Annotated in this window: 12 protein-coding genes; 4 read left to right on the top strand and 8 right to left on the bottom strand. The window is 73.1% G+C overall.

What is annotated here, in order from left to right; genetic code table 11:
- Positions 1-91: 91 nt before the first annotated feature.
- Together ACWCP2_RS37250 and nirB are read right to left on the bottom strand one after the other, a co-directional pair.
- Positions 92-1,513 carry a NarK family nitrate/nitrite MFS transporter gene (locus ACWCP2_RS37250; RefSeq protein WP_450912969.1) on the bottom strand — a complete coding sequence of 474 codons (1,422 nt, stop codon included), beginning with the start codon at positions 1,511-1,513 and terminating at the stop codon, positions 92-94.
- Positions 1,514-1,694: 181 nt separating this feature from the next.
- Positions 1,695-4,481 (bottom strand): nitrite reductase large subunit NirB, encoded by a 2,787-nt coding sequence (gene nirB, locus ACWCP2_RS37245; RefSeq protein WP_450912968.1) that lies wholly within the window; start codon positions 4,479-4,481, stop codon positions 1,695-1,697.
- A 270-nt stretch (positions 4,482-4,751) separates the two neighbouring features.
- Here nirB and ACWCP2_RS37240 point away from each other — a divergent pair, with 270 nt between their 5' ends.
- The 3 genes from ACWCP2_RS37240 to ACWCP2_RS37230 all read left to right on the top strand — a co-directional run bounded on the left by ACWCP2_RS37240 (position 4,752) and on the right by ACWCP2_RS37230 (position 8,020).
- The gene (locus ACWCP2_RS37240; protein ID WP_450912967.1) at positions 4,752-5,477 is read left to right on the top strand and encodes a sirohydrochlorin chelatase; all 726 of its coding nucleotides are present in this window, start codon (positions 4,752-4,754) and stop codon (positions 5,475-5,477) included.
- Positions 5,478-5,505: 28 nt separating this feature from the next.
- The gene (locus ACWCP2_RS37235) at positions 5,506-6,675 is read left to right on the top strand and encodes a low temperature requirement protein A (RefSeq protein ID WP_450912966.1); all 1,170 of its coding nucleotides are present in this window, start codon (positions 5,506-5,508) and stop codon (positions 6,673-6,675) included.
- 85 nt (positions 6,676-6,760) lie between these two features.
- Positions 6,761-8,020: a cytochrome P450 gene (locus tag ACWCP2_RS37230; protein ID WP_450912965.1), complete on the top strand. Its 1,260-nt coding sequence runs from the start codon at positions 6,761-6,763 to the stop codon at positions 8,018-8,020.
- A gap of 107 nt (positions 8,021-8,127) precedes the next feature.
- Here ACWCP2_RS37230 and ACWCP2_RS37225 read toward each other — a convergent pair whose 3' ends face one another.
- Both ACWCP2_RS37225 and ACWCP2_RS37220 read right to left on the bottom strand, forming a co-directional pair.
- Entirely contained in the window at positions 8,128-8,622 is a 495-nt protein-coding gene (locus tag ACWCP2_RS37225) for a DUF5949 family protein (protein ID WP_450912964.1), read from the bottom strand.
- A gap of 57 nt (positions 8,623-8,679) precedes the next feature.
- A complete protein-coding gene (locus ACWCP2_RS37220; protein WP_450912963.1) occupies positions 8,680-9,285 on the bottom strand; it encodes a DUF4352 domain-containing protein in 606 nt (201 codons plus the stop codon).
- Positions 9,286-9,459: 174 nt separating this feature from the next.
- Between ACWCP2_RS37220 and ACWCP2_RS37215 the strand changes: the two genes are divergently transcribed.
- On the top strand, positions 9,460-9,921 hold the full coding sequence (locus ACWCP2_RS37215; protein ID WP_450912962.1) for a DUF6299 family protein: 462 nt from the start codon (positions 9,460-9,462) through the stop codon (positions 9,919-9,921).
- A gap of 44 nt (positions 9,922-9,965) precedes the next feature.
- On the opposite strand, the gene ACWCP2_RS37210 is transcribed toward ACWCP2_RS37215, so the two are convergent.
- From ACWCP2_RS37210 to ACWCP2_RS37195, 4 genes are all read right to left on the bottom strand, one after another.
- Positions 9,966-10,145 carry a hypothetical protein gene (locus tag ACWCP2_RS37210; RefSeq protein ID WP_450912961.1) on the bottom strand — a complete coding sequence of 60 codons (180 nt, stop codon included), beginning with the start codon at positions 10,143-10,145 and terminating at the stop codon, positions 9,966-9,968.
- A 97-nt stretch (positions 10,146-10,242) separates the two neighbouring features.
- Positions 10,243-12,381: a SpoIIE family protein phosphatase gene (locus ACWCP2_RS37205; RefSeq protein WP_450912960.1), complete on the bottom strand. Its 2,139-nt coding sequence runs from the start codon at positions 12,379-12,381 to the stop codon at positions 10,243-10,245.
- A 5-nt stretch (positions 12,382-12,386) separates the two neighbouring features.
- Positions 12,387-12,767 carry a hypothetical protein gene (locus ACWCP2_RS37200; RefSeq protein ID WP_450912959.1) on the bottom strand — a complete coding sequence of 127 codons (381 nt, stop codon included), beginning with the start codon at positions 12,765-12,767 and terminating at the stop codon, positions 12,387-12,389.
- Positions 12,768-12,798: 31 nt separating this feature from the next.
- Positions 12,799-14,064: an NAD(P)-binding domain-containing protein gene (locus ACWCP2_RS37195; RefSeq protein ID WP_450912958.1), complete on the bottom strand. Its 1,266-nt coding sequence runs from the start codon at positions 14,062-14,064 to the stop codon at positions 12,799-12,801.
- Positions 14,065-14,211: the final 147 nt, after the last annotated feature.

Raw genomic sequence — 14,211 nt, 5'->3', positions numbered from 1 at the left:
GTGCAGATGTCGCAATCCACACCGAACCCGGAGGCCCTCACCCATTTCAAGAACCCAGCACGCGTGTCACCAACGTCCCGGGACAACACACCTAGCTGGGGGCCTCCGCGCCCTTGCGGGCGTAGAACCACCAGGCCACGACGACGCAGCTCGCGTAGAAGGCGACGAAGCCCCACATCGCGCTGGTCACGGCGAAGTTGGCGAACATCGCCGGGATGAAGAAGAAACCGTAGGCGGCGATGGCCGCGGTGAAACCGGTGACCGCGCCCGACTCGATCTCGGCCTGCTTCAGCCCCTTCGCGTACGCGGGGGTGCCCTCCGTCAGGCCCGCGAGGTGCTGGCCGCGGAAGATGACCGGGATCTGGCGGAAGGTCGAGCCGTTGCCGATGCCCGAGAAGAAGAACGCCGACAGGAAGCAGAAGAAGAAGCCGTAGAAGGAGCCCTGGTCGGAGCCGGCCGGCAGGAAGGTGATCACGCCGATGATCGAGGCGCCCATGCCCACGAAGGACAGGATCGTCACCCGCGCGCCGCCGAACTTGTCGGCGATCCAGCCGCCCGCCCAGCGGGCCAGCGCGCCGAGCGCCGGGCCCATCCAGGCGTAGGTGGCCACGGAGTACGCCGGGAAGGTGGTCTTGATCAGGAGCGGGAGGGCCGCCGCGAATCCGATGAAGGAGCCGAAGGTGCCGACGTAGAGCCAGGTCATCAGCCAGTTGTGCTTGCGCTTGAAGATGATCTTCTGCTGGCTGAAGGGGGTGGAGGCGACCTTCAGGTCGTTCTGGCCGAACCAGGCGATGGCCGCGAGGACGATCAGGACCGGCACCCAGACGAACGCGGCGTTCTGGAGGTAGATCTCCGAGCCGTCGGCCTTCTTCTGGCCCGAGCCGATCGCCAGCACCGAGGTGGTGATCAGGATCGGGGTGAGCAGTTGGACCACGGAGACGCCGAGGTTGCCCAGGCCGCCGTTGATGCCGGTCGCGTTGCCCTTCTCCTGCTTCGGGTAGAAGAAGCCGATGTTGGCCAGCGAGGAGGAGAAGTTGGCGCCGCCGATGCCGCAGAGCGCGGCGATGGCGACCAGCGTGGTGTAGGAGGTGCTGGGGTCCTGCACCGCGAAGCCCAGCCACAGCAGCGGCACGATCAGGACGACCGTGGAGAGCGCGGTGAAGCGGCGCTGGCCGATCATCGGGCCGATGAAGGTGTAGAGGATCCGGGCGGTGCCGCCCGTGATGCCGGGGACCGCCGTCAGCCAGAACAGCTGGGACTGCGAGAAGCCGAAGCCGACGTCCTTGAGGTTGGTCGCCGTGATGCTCCAGACCTGCCACACCACGAAGGCGACCAGCAGGGCGGGCACCGCGATCCACAGGTTGCGGGTGGCGACCTTCTTGCCGGTGGTCTGCCAGAAGGACGGATCCTCGGGCGTCCACTCCGTGATCGTGCGACCGGGGCGGTACTGGGCGGGATCCGGCGCCTGCACCCGGGCGGTGGCCGCGCGCACGTCCTGCTTGGCGGAACTCATGGCATTTCCTGAAGGGTCGAAGGGGTCTGAACGTTCGGAGGAGTTGCGAAAAATGAAGCTGAAAGCCCTGACCTTCTTAGGGTCCGCCTACAGGGGGGCCTCCCATCAGGGGAGAACGTCGTGTGGGCGACGGGACAAGGTCCCGTCGCCCACAGTGCGTTGGTAGGGCCGCAGCAGAGCCCTAGGGCTGGAGGTCCACCAGCGGGAGGGACACCTCGGGGTCGTCCAGACAGATGCCGGTCCGCAGGTCGAAGACCTGCTTGTGCATCGGCGAGGCCACGACGGGCACCCCGTCGCGCGAGCCCATGATCCCGTTGGCGATCACGTCCGCGCCCGAGAAGGGGTCCCGGTTGGAGACCGCGTACACCTCGCCCGCACGGTCCTTGAACACCGCGGCCTCGGTGCCGTCCGCCAGGACCGCGGTCCGCCCGCGGCCCGGCTCCAGCGCCCGCGCCGCGCCCTCGGCGCCCCCGGCCGCGCCGAAGTCCACGCTCCCGAAGCGCTCCAGCGCCGCGGGGTCCTCCAGGACCGCCGACCACTCGTCCTCGTACGCCGACACGTGGCGCTCCATCTGCGCCTCCAGCTCCGCGCAGAGGCCGAGCGAGTCCTCGATCAGGACGGCCTTGAGGTGGTCCAGGCCCGCGCCGCTGCCGCCGAGGCGCTCCAGCCAGGCCGCCGTCCGCTCCAGGCGCTCGCCGGTGCGGACGTAGTACATGAGGAACCGGTCGATCAGCGCGAAGAGTTCGGCGGTGTTCAGGTCCGAGGCCAGCAGGTCGGCGTGGCGCGGGGTCGCGCCGCCGTTGCCGCTGACGTACAGGTTCCAGCCGTTGGCGGTGGCGATGACGCCGATGTCCTTGCCGCGCGCCTCCGCGCACTCGCGCAGGCAGCCCGAGACGCCGCCCTTGAACTTGTGCGGGGTGCGCAGACCCCGGTAGCGCAGCTCCAGGTCGATGGCGAGCTGGATGGAGTCGCCCTGTCCGAAGCGGCAGAAGCGGGCGCCCACGCAGGACTTCACCGCGCGCAGGGACTTGCCGTACGCCTGCCCGGACTCGAATCCGGCGCCGCCGAGCCGCCGCCAGATGTCGGGCAGCTGCTCCTTCCTCACCCCGAAGAGGCCGATGCGCTGGGCGCCGGTGATCTTCGTGTAGAGGCCGTAGTCCCGGGCCACCTCGCCCAGCGCGATGACCTGCTCGGCGGTGATCTCGCCGCCGGCGACGCGCGGGACGACCGAGTAGGTGCCGTCCTTCTGGAGGTTGGCGAGGAAGAGGTCGTTGGAGTCCTGCAGGGCCGCCTGCTCGCCCGCCAGGATGTGTCCGATGCCGAGGTCGGGGGCGAGGGTGCCCAGGACGTTGGCGACGACCGGCTTGCAGACGGCGCAGCCCTCGCCGCCCTCGCCGTAGGTCTCCAGCAGTTCGCTGAAGCTGCGGATGCGCTCGGTGCGGATCTTCTCGTAGATCTCCGCCCGGGTCAGGGTGAAGTGCTCGCACAGTCCGCGCGGCTTCTCGATGCCCGCGGCGGCCAGTTCGGCGTCCAGGACCGCCTGCAGCGTGCCGAGGCAGCCGCCGCAGCCCGTGCCGGCCTTGGTGCACTTCTTGATGCCGCCGATGTCGGTGAGGGACTCCGCGACGACCGCCTCGCGCACCCGCCCCTTGGTGATGTTGTGGCAGCTGCACACGACCGCGTCGTCGGGCAGCGCGTCCGCGCCGGGCAGGGCCACGCCCTCGCCCGACGGCAGGATGAAGGCCTCCGGCGGGGCCGGGAGCTGCCGGCCGGCGTGCGGCTTCAGCGAGCCGTACGCCTCCGCGTCGCCGACCAGGATGCCACCGAGCAGCGCGCCGTCCGGGCCGAGCAGCAGCTTCTTGTAGACGCCCTCGCGGGCGTCGGAGAAGACCACGGAGACGGCACCGTCACGGCCCTCGGGGGCGAAGGGATCACCGAAGGAGGCCACGTCGGCGCCCATCAGCTTGAGCTTGGTGGAGGTGTCGGCCCCGGTGAAGGTCAGCTCGCCCGCGCCCGCGAGGGCCTCGGCGACGGTCTCCGCCATCTGGTAGCCGGGCGCGACCAGCCCGTACACCTTGCCGTCGACGGTCTGCGCGCACTCGCCGATCGCGTAGACGTACGGGTCGCTGGTGCGGCAGTGGCCGTCGACGACGACTCCGCCGCGGTCGCCCACGGCCAGGCCGCACTCGCGGGCGAGGCGGTCGCGGGGCCGGACACCGGCCGAGAAGACCACGACGTCGGAGCCGATCTCCTCGCCGCTGGTCAGCCGCAGGGCCTGGGCCCGCCCGTCGGGGTGGATCTGCACGCCGGCCGCGCCGACGCCCGTGTGCACGGCGACGCCCATGGACTCGATGGTGGCCCGCAGGGCGGCCGCGCCGCCGTCGTCCACCTGCAGCGGCATCAGCCGGGGCGCGAACTCCACGACGTGCGTGGCCAGTCCGAGGGTGCGCAGGGCGCCCGCCGCCTCCAGACCGAGGAGCCCGCCGCCGATGACGACACCGGTACGGACCTCCGGGTCCGCGGCGTACGCCGTGAGGGCCTCGACGTCGTCGAGCGTGCGGTACGTGAAGCAGCCCTCCGCGTCGGCGCCGTCGATCGGCGGCACGAAGGGGTAGGAGCCGGTGGCCAGCACGAGCGCGTCGTAGCGCAGCACGTCGCCGGAGCGGGCGGTGACCGTGCGGGCGGTGGTGTCGATCAGCTCGGCCGGGTCGCCGAGGCGCAGGCCGATGCCGTACTTCTCCAGGAAGCCGGGCTCGACCAGGGACAGCTCCTCGCCCGTGGAGCCGGTGAAGGCCGCCGACAGGTGCACGCGGTCGTAGGCCGGGCGCTCCTCCTCCGCGAGGACGGTGACCTGCCAGCCGCCGCGCTCGGGGCGGGCCGGGTCGGCGAGCGCGTCACGCTCGGCGAGCGCCTCCAGCAGGCGGTGTCCCACCATGCCGTGGCCGATGACAACCAGCGTCTGCCCCATCGCTCTCACTCCGTGTCCCTGTGCCGCGCGGTCCCCGGGAGGCCAAGGCGGCCGGGCGGAGCCGACGCGCGTGCAAGCGTTCCGACCCTTCGACGGTAGGTCGCCGCCCTGCCCCCGAACGCCCGAAAAGGACCCCTGGGGACGGGGAAACGACCCTTTCCGCACAGGACCTCCGGCCTGCCGCGCGGGCCCTTGGCCAGGCTGCCGACAGCCCGCGGCGCGCCTAGCGTGGGAGGGGGACCCACGGGGTGGACCAGGGAGGCAGACCACATGCTCGTCATCGCCGTCCACGGCAGTGCGGTCCCGGAGGCCGCCGCGACCATTGACCGGCTCGTCGCCGCCGTCGAGGCCATCAGCGGGGTGCACGCGCTGGTCGGCCACCTCGACGTGCAGCGCCCCTCCCTCGCCGAGGTCGTACGGGAACACCCGCGCGCCGTGGTCGTCCCGCTGCTGCTCGGCGACGGTTTCCACCGCCGCGTCGACATCCCCGCCGTCCTCCGGGGCACCGGCTGCGTGCTCACCGAGGGCCTCAGCGGGGAGCGCGACGTGGCCCGCGCCCTGCACGGCCGGCTCCGCGAGGCCGAGCGGCGCCGCGGCCCGTACACCCGGGCCGACGCGGTGGTCGTGGCCGGCGCCGGCTCCTCCCGCCCCGGCGGGAACGCCGGTACGGAGGTCTGCGCGGCCCAGCTGTCGGCCCTGCTGGAGCACGAGGCCGACGGCGCGCCCCCCGTCCCCGCGCTCCCCGCCTACCTCACCTCCGCCGGGCCGACCGTCCCCGAGGCCCTGGCCGCCTTCCAGGACGCCGGGTACCGCCGGATCGCGGTCGCGGCGCACCTGCTGGCGCCGGGCCGCTTCATGCGCACCCTCAACGCCTCGGCCGCCTGGACGGTCTCGGAGCCGCTGGCCGACCACCCGCGCCTCGCCCGGCTCGTCCTGGGCCGCTACGAGTCCGCCCGGGGCACTCGGGCCCTGAGGGCCGCGCGCCTCGCCTGCTGATTCCCGTACGGCTGCTGTCCTGGGCGGTATGGCTCTGGCTTACGTACCCATGACCGCGCGCAGCCGGGACGAGGGCCACCGCGCCTCGACCCCGCTGGAGCTGTTCTTCGACCTGTGCTTCGTCGTCGCCATCGCGCAGGCGGGCGCCCAGCTGGTGCACGCGCTGGCGGAGGGCCATCCGGGCACCGGGGTGATCAGCTACGCCTTCGTCTTCTTCGGCGTGTGGTGGGCGTGGATGAACTTCACGTGGTTCGCCTCCGCCTACGACTGCGACGACGTCCCCTACCGGATCGCGACGCTCGTCCAGATCTCCGGCGTGCTCGTCTACGCGGCGGGGGTGAGCCGGGCCTTCAACGACGACGACTGGACGGTGGCCGTCATCGGCTACCTGATCATGCGCGTCGCCCTCACCGCGCAGTGGCTGCGGGCCGCCGCCGGCGAACGCGGCGAGGCCCGCGCAGCGGCCCTGAAGTACGCGGCCGGGCTGGTCCTGTGCCAGGCCGGCTGGGTGGCGGTGCTGTTCGTCCCGGACCACGCCAAGCGCTGGGTGTTCCTGGTCCTGGTCGTCGCGGAGCTGCTGGTCCCGGTGGTGGCCGAGCGCGGCCACCAGACTCCGTGGCACGCCCACCACATCGTGGAGCGCTACGGCCTGTTCACGATCATCGTGCTCGGCGAGACGATCGCGGCCAGCACCGTGGCCGTGAAGTCGGCGCTCGACGAGCACGAGGCCCTGGGCGAGCTGCTGCCGATCGCGGCGGGCGGACTGCTCATCGTCTTCGCGGCCTGGTGGATCTACTTCGCCGTGCCGATGCACGAGTACCTGACCTCCAACCGGGAGGCGATCCCGTGGGGGTACGGGCACCTGCTGATCTTCGCCTCGGGCGCGGCGATCGGCGCGGGCATCGAGGTGGCGGTCGAGCACGCGGTCGGCAAGGCGCACATCTCGCAGCTCGCCGCGAACGCGGCCGTCACCGTCCCGACCGCCGTCTTCCTGCTGATGGTCTGGCTGCTGCACTCCCGCCACTTCAAGCGGGGCCCCGCCCAGCAGCTGACCCTCCCGCTCTCCGCCCTCGCGACACTGGCCTGCTCGTGGACGGGCACCTACGCCGTCCTGTACGCGGGCCTGGTCGCGGTGGCCACGGTGGTGGTCGGCATGACCCTGGCCGACCGTGCACCGGCCGGCCCGGCCGGGGTGTGAGGCACGGCGGTCCGGGGGCCGGGCCCCCGGCAACGGCGCCGCGCCGGACCCGTCACCCCCGTGCCCCCGGCACCGTTTTCAGGCCATGACACTCCCCGCACAACGCCCCGGCCAGGATGCCGCCCCGGCGCCCGGCAAGGAACTGGCCGACCCGGCCTTCTGGCAGGCGCCCCCCGCCCACCGGCTGGCCGTCTTCGCCCGCCTGCGGGCCCTGGACTCCCCCGTGTTCGTCCCCGAAGGCGGCGGCCACTGGGCCCTCGTACGCCACGCCGACGTACAGGAGGCGAGCCGGCTGCCCAAGGTGTTCGCCAGTGCGCCCGGGGTGACGACGCCCGAGCCGGCCCGCTGGGTACGGGCGCTGTTCGGGGACTCGATGGTCAACCTGGACGGCGCCGAGCACGCGCAGCTGCGCAAGATCGTGCAGCGGGCCTTCACCCCGAGGCTGCTGGCGGCGGCCGAGGAGGACATCCACGCGGTGGCGGCGCGCATCGTGGACGACGTACTGGACCGGCGGCCGGACGAGTTCGTCGAGGCGGTGGCCTCGAAGCTGCCCCTGGAGGTCATCTGCAACATGATGGGCATCCCGGAGCGCCACCGCGCCGAGATCGCCGACCGCGTCAACCACGCCTCCGAGAACATCGGTGTCGAACGGGGCCTGACCGCCCGGCTGCGGATGCCCGGACGCGGGCTGCGGGCCCTGGCCCGGATGCAGCGGATGGTGGCGGGCATCGGGCGGGAGCGGCGCGAGCACCCGACCGACGACCTGATCTCGGCCCTGGTCTGCGCGAACGTGGACGGCGAGGCGCTCGGCGCCCGTCAACTCGGCGCGTTCTTCTCCCTGTTGATGGTCGCCGGGGTGGAGACCACCCGCAACGCCATCACCCACGGCCTGACCCTGCTCACCGACCACCCGGACCAACGCGACCTGCTGGCCGGGGACTTCGAGGCGCACGCGGAAGGCGCGGTGGACGAGATGATCCGCCATTCCACGCCGATCATCCAGTTCCGCCGGACGGTCGTCGCCGAACACACCCTGGGCGGCCACGCGTTCGTCCCCGGCGACAAGGTGGTGCTGTACTACGCCTCCGCCAACCGCGACGAGGCCGTCTTCCCCGACCCGGACGCCTTCGACATCACCCGCTCCCCCAACCCCCACCTGGGGTTCGGCGGCGGCGGGCCGCACTTCTGCCTGGGCGCGCACCTGGCCCGGGTGGAGATGAAGGCGCTCTTCCGCGAGCTGCTGACCCGCCCGGTCGGACTGCGCGCGGTGGGCCTGCCCGATCTGGCCGGATCCAGCTTCGACAACCGGGTCCGCTCGCTGCGCTTCGCCTTCGAGCGGCCCTAGGGGCGTACCGGCCACCGAGCGGGCTGGGGGCCCGGCGGCCGGAGCGGGGGGGGCGGCGCGCGGCGCGCCGTCCGGCCGCGCCCGCGCGCGGGCGCGGAAGGGGGCGCCTAGCGCTGCAGGCGCCGCACCGCGAGGACGGCGTGGGCGCTGTGGTTGAGCACCTCGGTGTCACCCGCGAACGCCTGCAGCGTCTCGGCCGCGACGGGCTGGCCGGGAACCGCCTCGGGCCAGGCGCGGGTGGCGAAGAGGAAGTACGCCTGCCCGCTGTCGGACGCCGCCTTGACCCACTCCGGCGGGGCGACGCACTTCGCGTTCATGCCCGGCAGGGTCAGCGCGATCTGGTTGCCCTCCAGGAGGATCTGCACGGGGAAGGAGGCCGGGTTGCGCACTCCGTCCATCACCACGTCGCCGATGGGCAGGCCGATCTCCTCCAGCAGCCCGCGGGCGGCCGCCTCGCTCGCCGCGGGACCGTCGGGACCGTCCCCGAGGATGTAGGCGAGGAGATAGGGAATGTCGTGGGCCTCTTCGGGGTCGCCGATCCACGCGAGCACCGAAAGGGTGCCGAGCTTGGAGCGGTCGAGTTCGGCCTGGGTAGAAGTCATGCGCCGCACCTTAGTGGCCGACGGCCCGGCCCTTTGACGCCGTTTCACCCGGGCGGGCTAGACCGCCCAGAATCCACCTCCGGAATTCGCCACCATGTTCGCGTCCTGGTACTGGAGACGCACGATGCGCGCGTTTTCCGGGATTTCGAACACCACCCACCCTTCGGCCCGCTCACCGACCGAGAGGGAATCGAAGACGAGCGGTTTGCCGGTGGTGAGCTCGCCCGTGGGCACCACCGGGTGGCGCTGCCCCGCGCCGTCGAGCGCCCACATGCGCCCGAGAGCCCCGTACGAGGCTCCGCCGACGTTGACGAAGGACATCGAGGCGGCCACCCAGCGCTTGCCGGCCGCCGGGGCGAAGTTCTTCTCGACGCTGACCGCCGGGTCGACGTAGGCACCGAGGACCACCTGAAGGTGGCGGCCGACCTCCCGGCCCCTGACCCGTACGGAGTCACCCACATGGGCGTCCTTCGAGGCGGCCCGCGCCACCCCGTCCCGCTCGGCCGCGGGGTCGTCGCCGACGCCCGGCGCGCCGTCGTCCACGGGCACGGCGGGCGCCGCGGCCGGGGCGAGCGCGGCCCCTTCGGGGGCGCCGGAGCAGGCCGTGGCACCGAACAGCAGGAACGGGAGGAGGGCGGCCGTGGCAAGAGCGGACTGACGCATGCGGGATCCCTTCGGGGATCTTCGGGGACGTATTCCCGTCAGTCTCACGCGCCCGAGCGGGGAATTGCACACACCGACACGAGTCGGCGGAACGCATTGACCGCCATATGCCAGCACAATGCGTTCCGGCGGAATTCCGCAACCCCTTGCACCCCTCGTCCAACAGGAGGAACGATGGCCACGACCGGCCCCCGCATGGCCTTGGCCGCACTCGCCGCACTGGGCGCCACGGCGGTATTCACCGCCCCGGCGAATGCCGCGATCGACGGCACTGAAATGCGCGGCAGTGACATTTACGTATCTTCGGAAGCACACATCGCCCCCGACGGCACGATCCACCTTTTCGGTGAGTACCACTGCACCGCTCCGTCACCCTCGGGAGCGGTTCAGATCAAGGCGACCATCGAGCAGGAGGACGTCCGCCTCGGCATCGGCGGCGGCGAAGCCCGGTGCGACGGCGAGGTGCACGACTGGTCGGCCCACGGCACGCTCCGGCTCACCCCGACCGTGCACGCCGGCGAGGCACTGGCCAAGGCCGAGCTCCAGGAGGTCCGCTTCGGCGGCGGCCTGCTGCCCCGGTCGGTCGACACGGTCGCGCAGGACGCCCGCCCGGTCCGGGTGGTCGACCACCGGTAGTCAGCGCCGGCGGTGCGCGCCCACGCCGCTGCCGGTAGCCGCCGCTACCGGCACGCGGGCGCCTCGCCCGTCATCGACATGAAGGCCACCGTCTGGCACCCGGGGTCCGTGTCCGGACGCCCGGTCGACCAGTCCACCGCCGTCGCCGCCCCGGCCGCGCACAGCAGCAGCGCCAGGACGCCCGTCACCGCGCGCCTGCTCAGCCGGCGCACTGCGTGTTCCACAGAAACCGTTCCATGGCGGCATCATCACCCCGCCCCCACGGCGCCACAACTCGGCGTGAGCGTCCGGTCACGTTCCGCCCGCACGCGAGGCGCCCCTTCACGGCGCGTTGCGCACCGCGCTGCCCGCCGCCGAGAACTCGCACCACACCGCCTTGCCGTCGCCCCGGGACTCCACGCCCCAGTGCGTGGCCAGCGCGTCCACCAGCAGCAGCCCGCGCCCCGTGGTCGCCGACTCCCCCGGGGTGCGCCGCCGCGGCCACACGCTGGAGCGGTCCTTGACCCACAGCCGGATCCGCCGGACCGGCTCCGGCAGCACCTCCATCGTCAGCACCGCTCCGCCGTCGGTGTGCAGCAGGGCGTTGACCAGCAGCTCCCCCGCCGCCAGCTCCACGTCGTCGGCGAGCTCCGGCATGCCCCAGTCGCGCAGCGCCTGCCGCAGGGCGTAGCGGGCCTCGGAGAGCCCCTCCGGGTCCGCCTGGTGGACGTACTGGTGGATGCGCGGTGCCCGGTGCGTGCCCGGGTCGGGCGCCCGGCGCAGCACCAGCAGGGCCACGTCGTCCCCGGAGCCCCAGCGCTCCCACAGCCGGTCCGAGAGGTGGTCGGCGAGCGCCCCGGCCTCCTGGGGGCCGCTGCGGACCGCGTGGGCCAGGGCGTCCATGCCCTGGGTGATGGCGGTGCCCGGTTCCTCGACGAGCCCGTCGGTGCACAGCACCAGGGTCTCGCCGGGCACCAGGTCGAGCCGGGTCTCGGGGAACTCCTCCTGCTCGAAGACCGTGGCCAGCCCCAGCGGCAGGCCGCCGCGCACGTTGGGCCAGCCCGTTCGCCCGTCCGTGTGCCGGATCAGCGGTCCGAGGTGGCCCGCGCGGACCGCCCGTACGCCCCCGGTCTCCAGGTCCACCTGCGCGTACATGCAGGTCGCGAAGCGTTCGGTGTCCAGCTCGGCCAGGAAGCGGGAGGCGCGCGCCAGCACGGTGGAGGGCGGATGGCCCTCGCCCGCGTAGGCCCGCAGCGCGATGCGGAGCTGGCCCATGATGGCGGCGGCGTGCGTGTCGTGGCCCTGTACGTCGCCCACGACGATGCCGACGCGGTCGCGGGGCAGGGCGATGACGTCGTACCAGTCCCCGCCGACCTCGCGTCCGCTCCAGGCCGAGTGGTAGCGGACCGCGATCTCCCCGCCGGTGATCTCGGGGATCCGGCGCGGCAGCATGGCGGCCTGGAGCATGGTGGCGAACTCGCGCTCCTGGTCGAAGAGGAGCGCCCGCTGGAGCGACTGGGCGACGATGCCCGCCAGGCCCAGGCAGAGGTTCTGCTCCTCGGGGCTGAATTCGGTGCGGCGCCGGTAGAAGAGCACCAGCCCGCCGATGGCCTCGGCCTGGGCGATGAGCGGGAGGTAGGCGGCCGCGTCGTACTGGATGCGGTTCAGGTAGTCGGCGAGCAGCGGGAACTCGCCCGCGAGCTCCGTCAGCGAGGTGACGAATCGGGCCTTCCTGCTGAGCACGGCCTGCGCCAGTGGCAGCGAGCCGTCCAGCCGGGTGAACTTGCGCTCGCTGAGGATCTCCAGGGATTCCCCGCTGAGCGCGATGATCTTGATGTGGCCGCCCTCGACCAGCCCCAGCGCCATCCCGTCGACGCCGAGCCGTTCCAGCGCCCCGGCGCCCGTCAGCGTGGCCGTCACGTCGTCGACGGTCACCGCCCGCGACAGCGCCTCCGTGGTCCGCTGCACGATCGTCGCCTGCTGGGCGCGCGCCGACTCCAGCTTGCGCAGCACCGTGAGGTGGGCGAGCTCGGCCGTCGCGTCCCGCACGATGCCGACGATGCGCACCGGGCGCCCCTGCTCGTCCCGCAGGACCCGGCCCTGGGTGTGCGTCCACTGGTCGCGGCCGTCGCGCCGCTGCACCGTGAAGTACTGGCCGTACGTCTCCTCCCCGCCGTCCAGGACGCCCTGGACGGTGTCCCGCAGCCGCGCGGAGTCGTCGATCGGGATCCGCAGGCCCAGGCTGTCGGGGGTGCGGTCGAAGTCCTCCGGGTCCAGGTCGAAGACCGCCATCCCGGCCGCGTCCATGTCCAGGGTGCCCGCGCCGAGGTCCCACTCGAAGCTGCCCATGCTGTTGAGCGCGAGCCGCTCGCCCGGGCCGATGAGGGGGCTCGGAGGGTTGCGGGAGGTCCCGGCGTCCCCCGTGCTCCCGGGGCCCTCCGGTCTGCTGTCGCGTCGCTCCGCCGCTGCCACGAGACTCACACCACCTAACGGCCGGGCCAGCACGGCTGGGAAATGAGCCGCTCCCACTCCTCGTCAGGATGCCCCGGAAGGGTGCGTCCGGCCTCCTGCCAGCGCTTGACGAGGGAGAGGTAGATCATCGTGGGGTCGTACGGGGCCTGCGGATACGGGGTCTGCCCGTGCTGCCCGTGCTGCCCGCGCGCGTGCTGGGCGTGCGGGTACGGGCCCTGCGGGTACGGGTCCTGCGGGTACGGGCCCTGCGGTGAGGAGTCCGGCGCGTACGGCGACCGGTCGTACGGCGACGGCGCGTACGGCGGCGCGGGCGCCGCCCTCGTCGTACCGGGCTGCTCCGCACGGCTGGCCGGAATCCTCACCCAGCCCCGGCCCTGTGCGCGCTCCTCGCTCATCGCGACACCTCTCACGTCGTACGACCGGTTCTCACGCTCTATGCCCGGCAGCCGGAGCCCGGTCGGTCCGGGGCGCACCGGTGGATCCCGTCAGCGGGCTCCGGGCCCCCAGACGCTTGCGGACTCCTGACACCAGTCTCCCCGCCGTGAAGCCGGCACCGTGCACGAATCGCATGGAAGGGCCGAATGAGGGAGCGGTCAGCAGCCCCGCGAAGAACAGCCCGGGCCACGAGGACTCGAAGCCGGCGCTCAGCTCCGGCGTCCCGCTCCGCCCCACGGTGGCCAGCGCGGCCCGCAGCCCCGCGTCGAGCAGCTCCAGCCGGGCCAGGTCCGGGGTGAAGCCGGTCGCCGCGATCACGTGCGCGGCGTCCAGCGCGACGGACTCCCCCGCCGCGGTGCACAGCCCGAGCCGGGCCCGCCCGCCCGCCGGGACGGCCCGCCGCAGCCCGTGCCCGAGCAGGACCGGGACCCGCTGCTCGAACCGCTCCCGCAGCCACCAGGCCCCGGCCGGGCCCAGCGCGGTGGCCGCGATCCGCTCCCGGGTGGGAGCGGGCAGCCTGCGCACCGCCCAGGGCAGCTCCGACCAAGCCCAGCTGCGCCAGCCGGTGCCCAGGCCGCTGTGCGGATCGCGCAGGGCGCGCAGCGGGGGCCGCCGCAGCGGCTGCGGGACGGTGTTCCAGTTCAGCCGGGAGCGCCGGGCCACGAGGCACGGCCGGGCCCCGTTCTCCGCGAGCAGGGCCGCCGTTTCCAGGGCCGCCTGCCCGGCGCCGAGCACCGCGACGTCCTGGCCGGCGAAGCGGGTCAGGTCGCGGTGGCCGCTGCTGTGCGAGTAGTGCTCCGCGGGCAGCTCCCGCAGTGCCTCGGGGTACCGGACGAACGGCATCACCCCCACGGCCAGCGCCACCGTCCGGGCGAGCAGCGGCGGGCCTTCGGCCGTGCGGATCAGGAAACCCCCGCCCTGCGGGGTGACTTCGGTGACGGTCGCCTCCTCCACCGGGGGTGCCGCGTGCCGGGCGAACCAGAGCCCGTACGCGCTGAACGTCCCGATGGGCAGCGGAGTTCCGTGTTCGGCGGAGATCCCGCGGCCCGCGCAGTACTCGGCCAGCGTGTAACGCCCGCCCGGCGCCGACAGGTTGGAGGACCACGGCTCCGATTTGAGGTACATGCCCTCGGGCATGTGGTCCCGCCAGGAGGCCATGGGCCGCCCGAGGATCCGCACCCCGAGTCCCGCACCGGCCGCGTGGGCCGCGATCGACAGCCCGTACGGCCCCGCTCCGACCACCACGAGGTCGTCCATCCGTGTCACCGCAGTCCCTCCAGCCTCATGGTTCGTCCCCTGCCACCTGCTGCGCCCTGGGCCCTGGGCCCTGGGCCCTGGGCCCTGGGCCTGCTTGCGGCGGAAGTTCAGGGCCCCGTAGACGGGCCGCTCGTGCGCGGGCGCTTC

Source organism: Streptomyces sp. NPDC002104 (assembly GCF_053593795.1).
The sequence above is the reverse complement of the archived record's forward strand: the minus strand, read 5'-3'. Positions and strand labels throughout refer to the sequence as shown.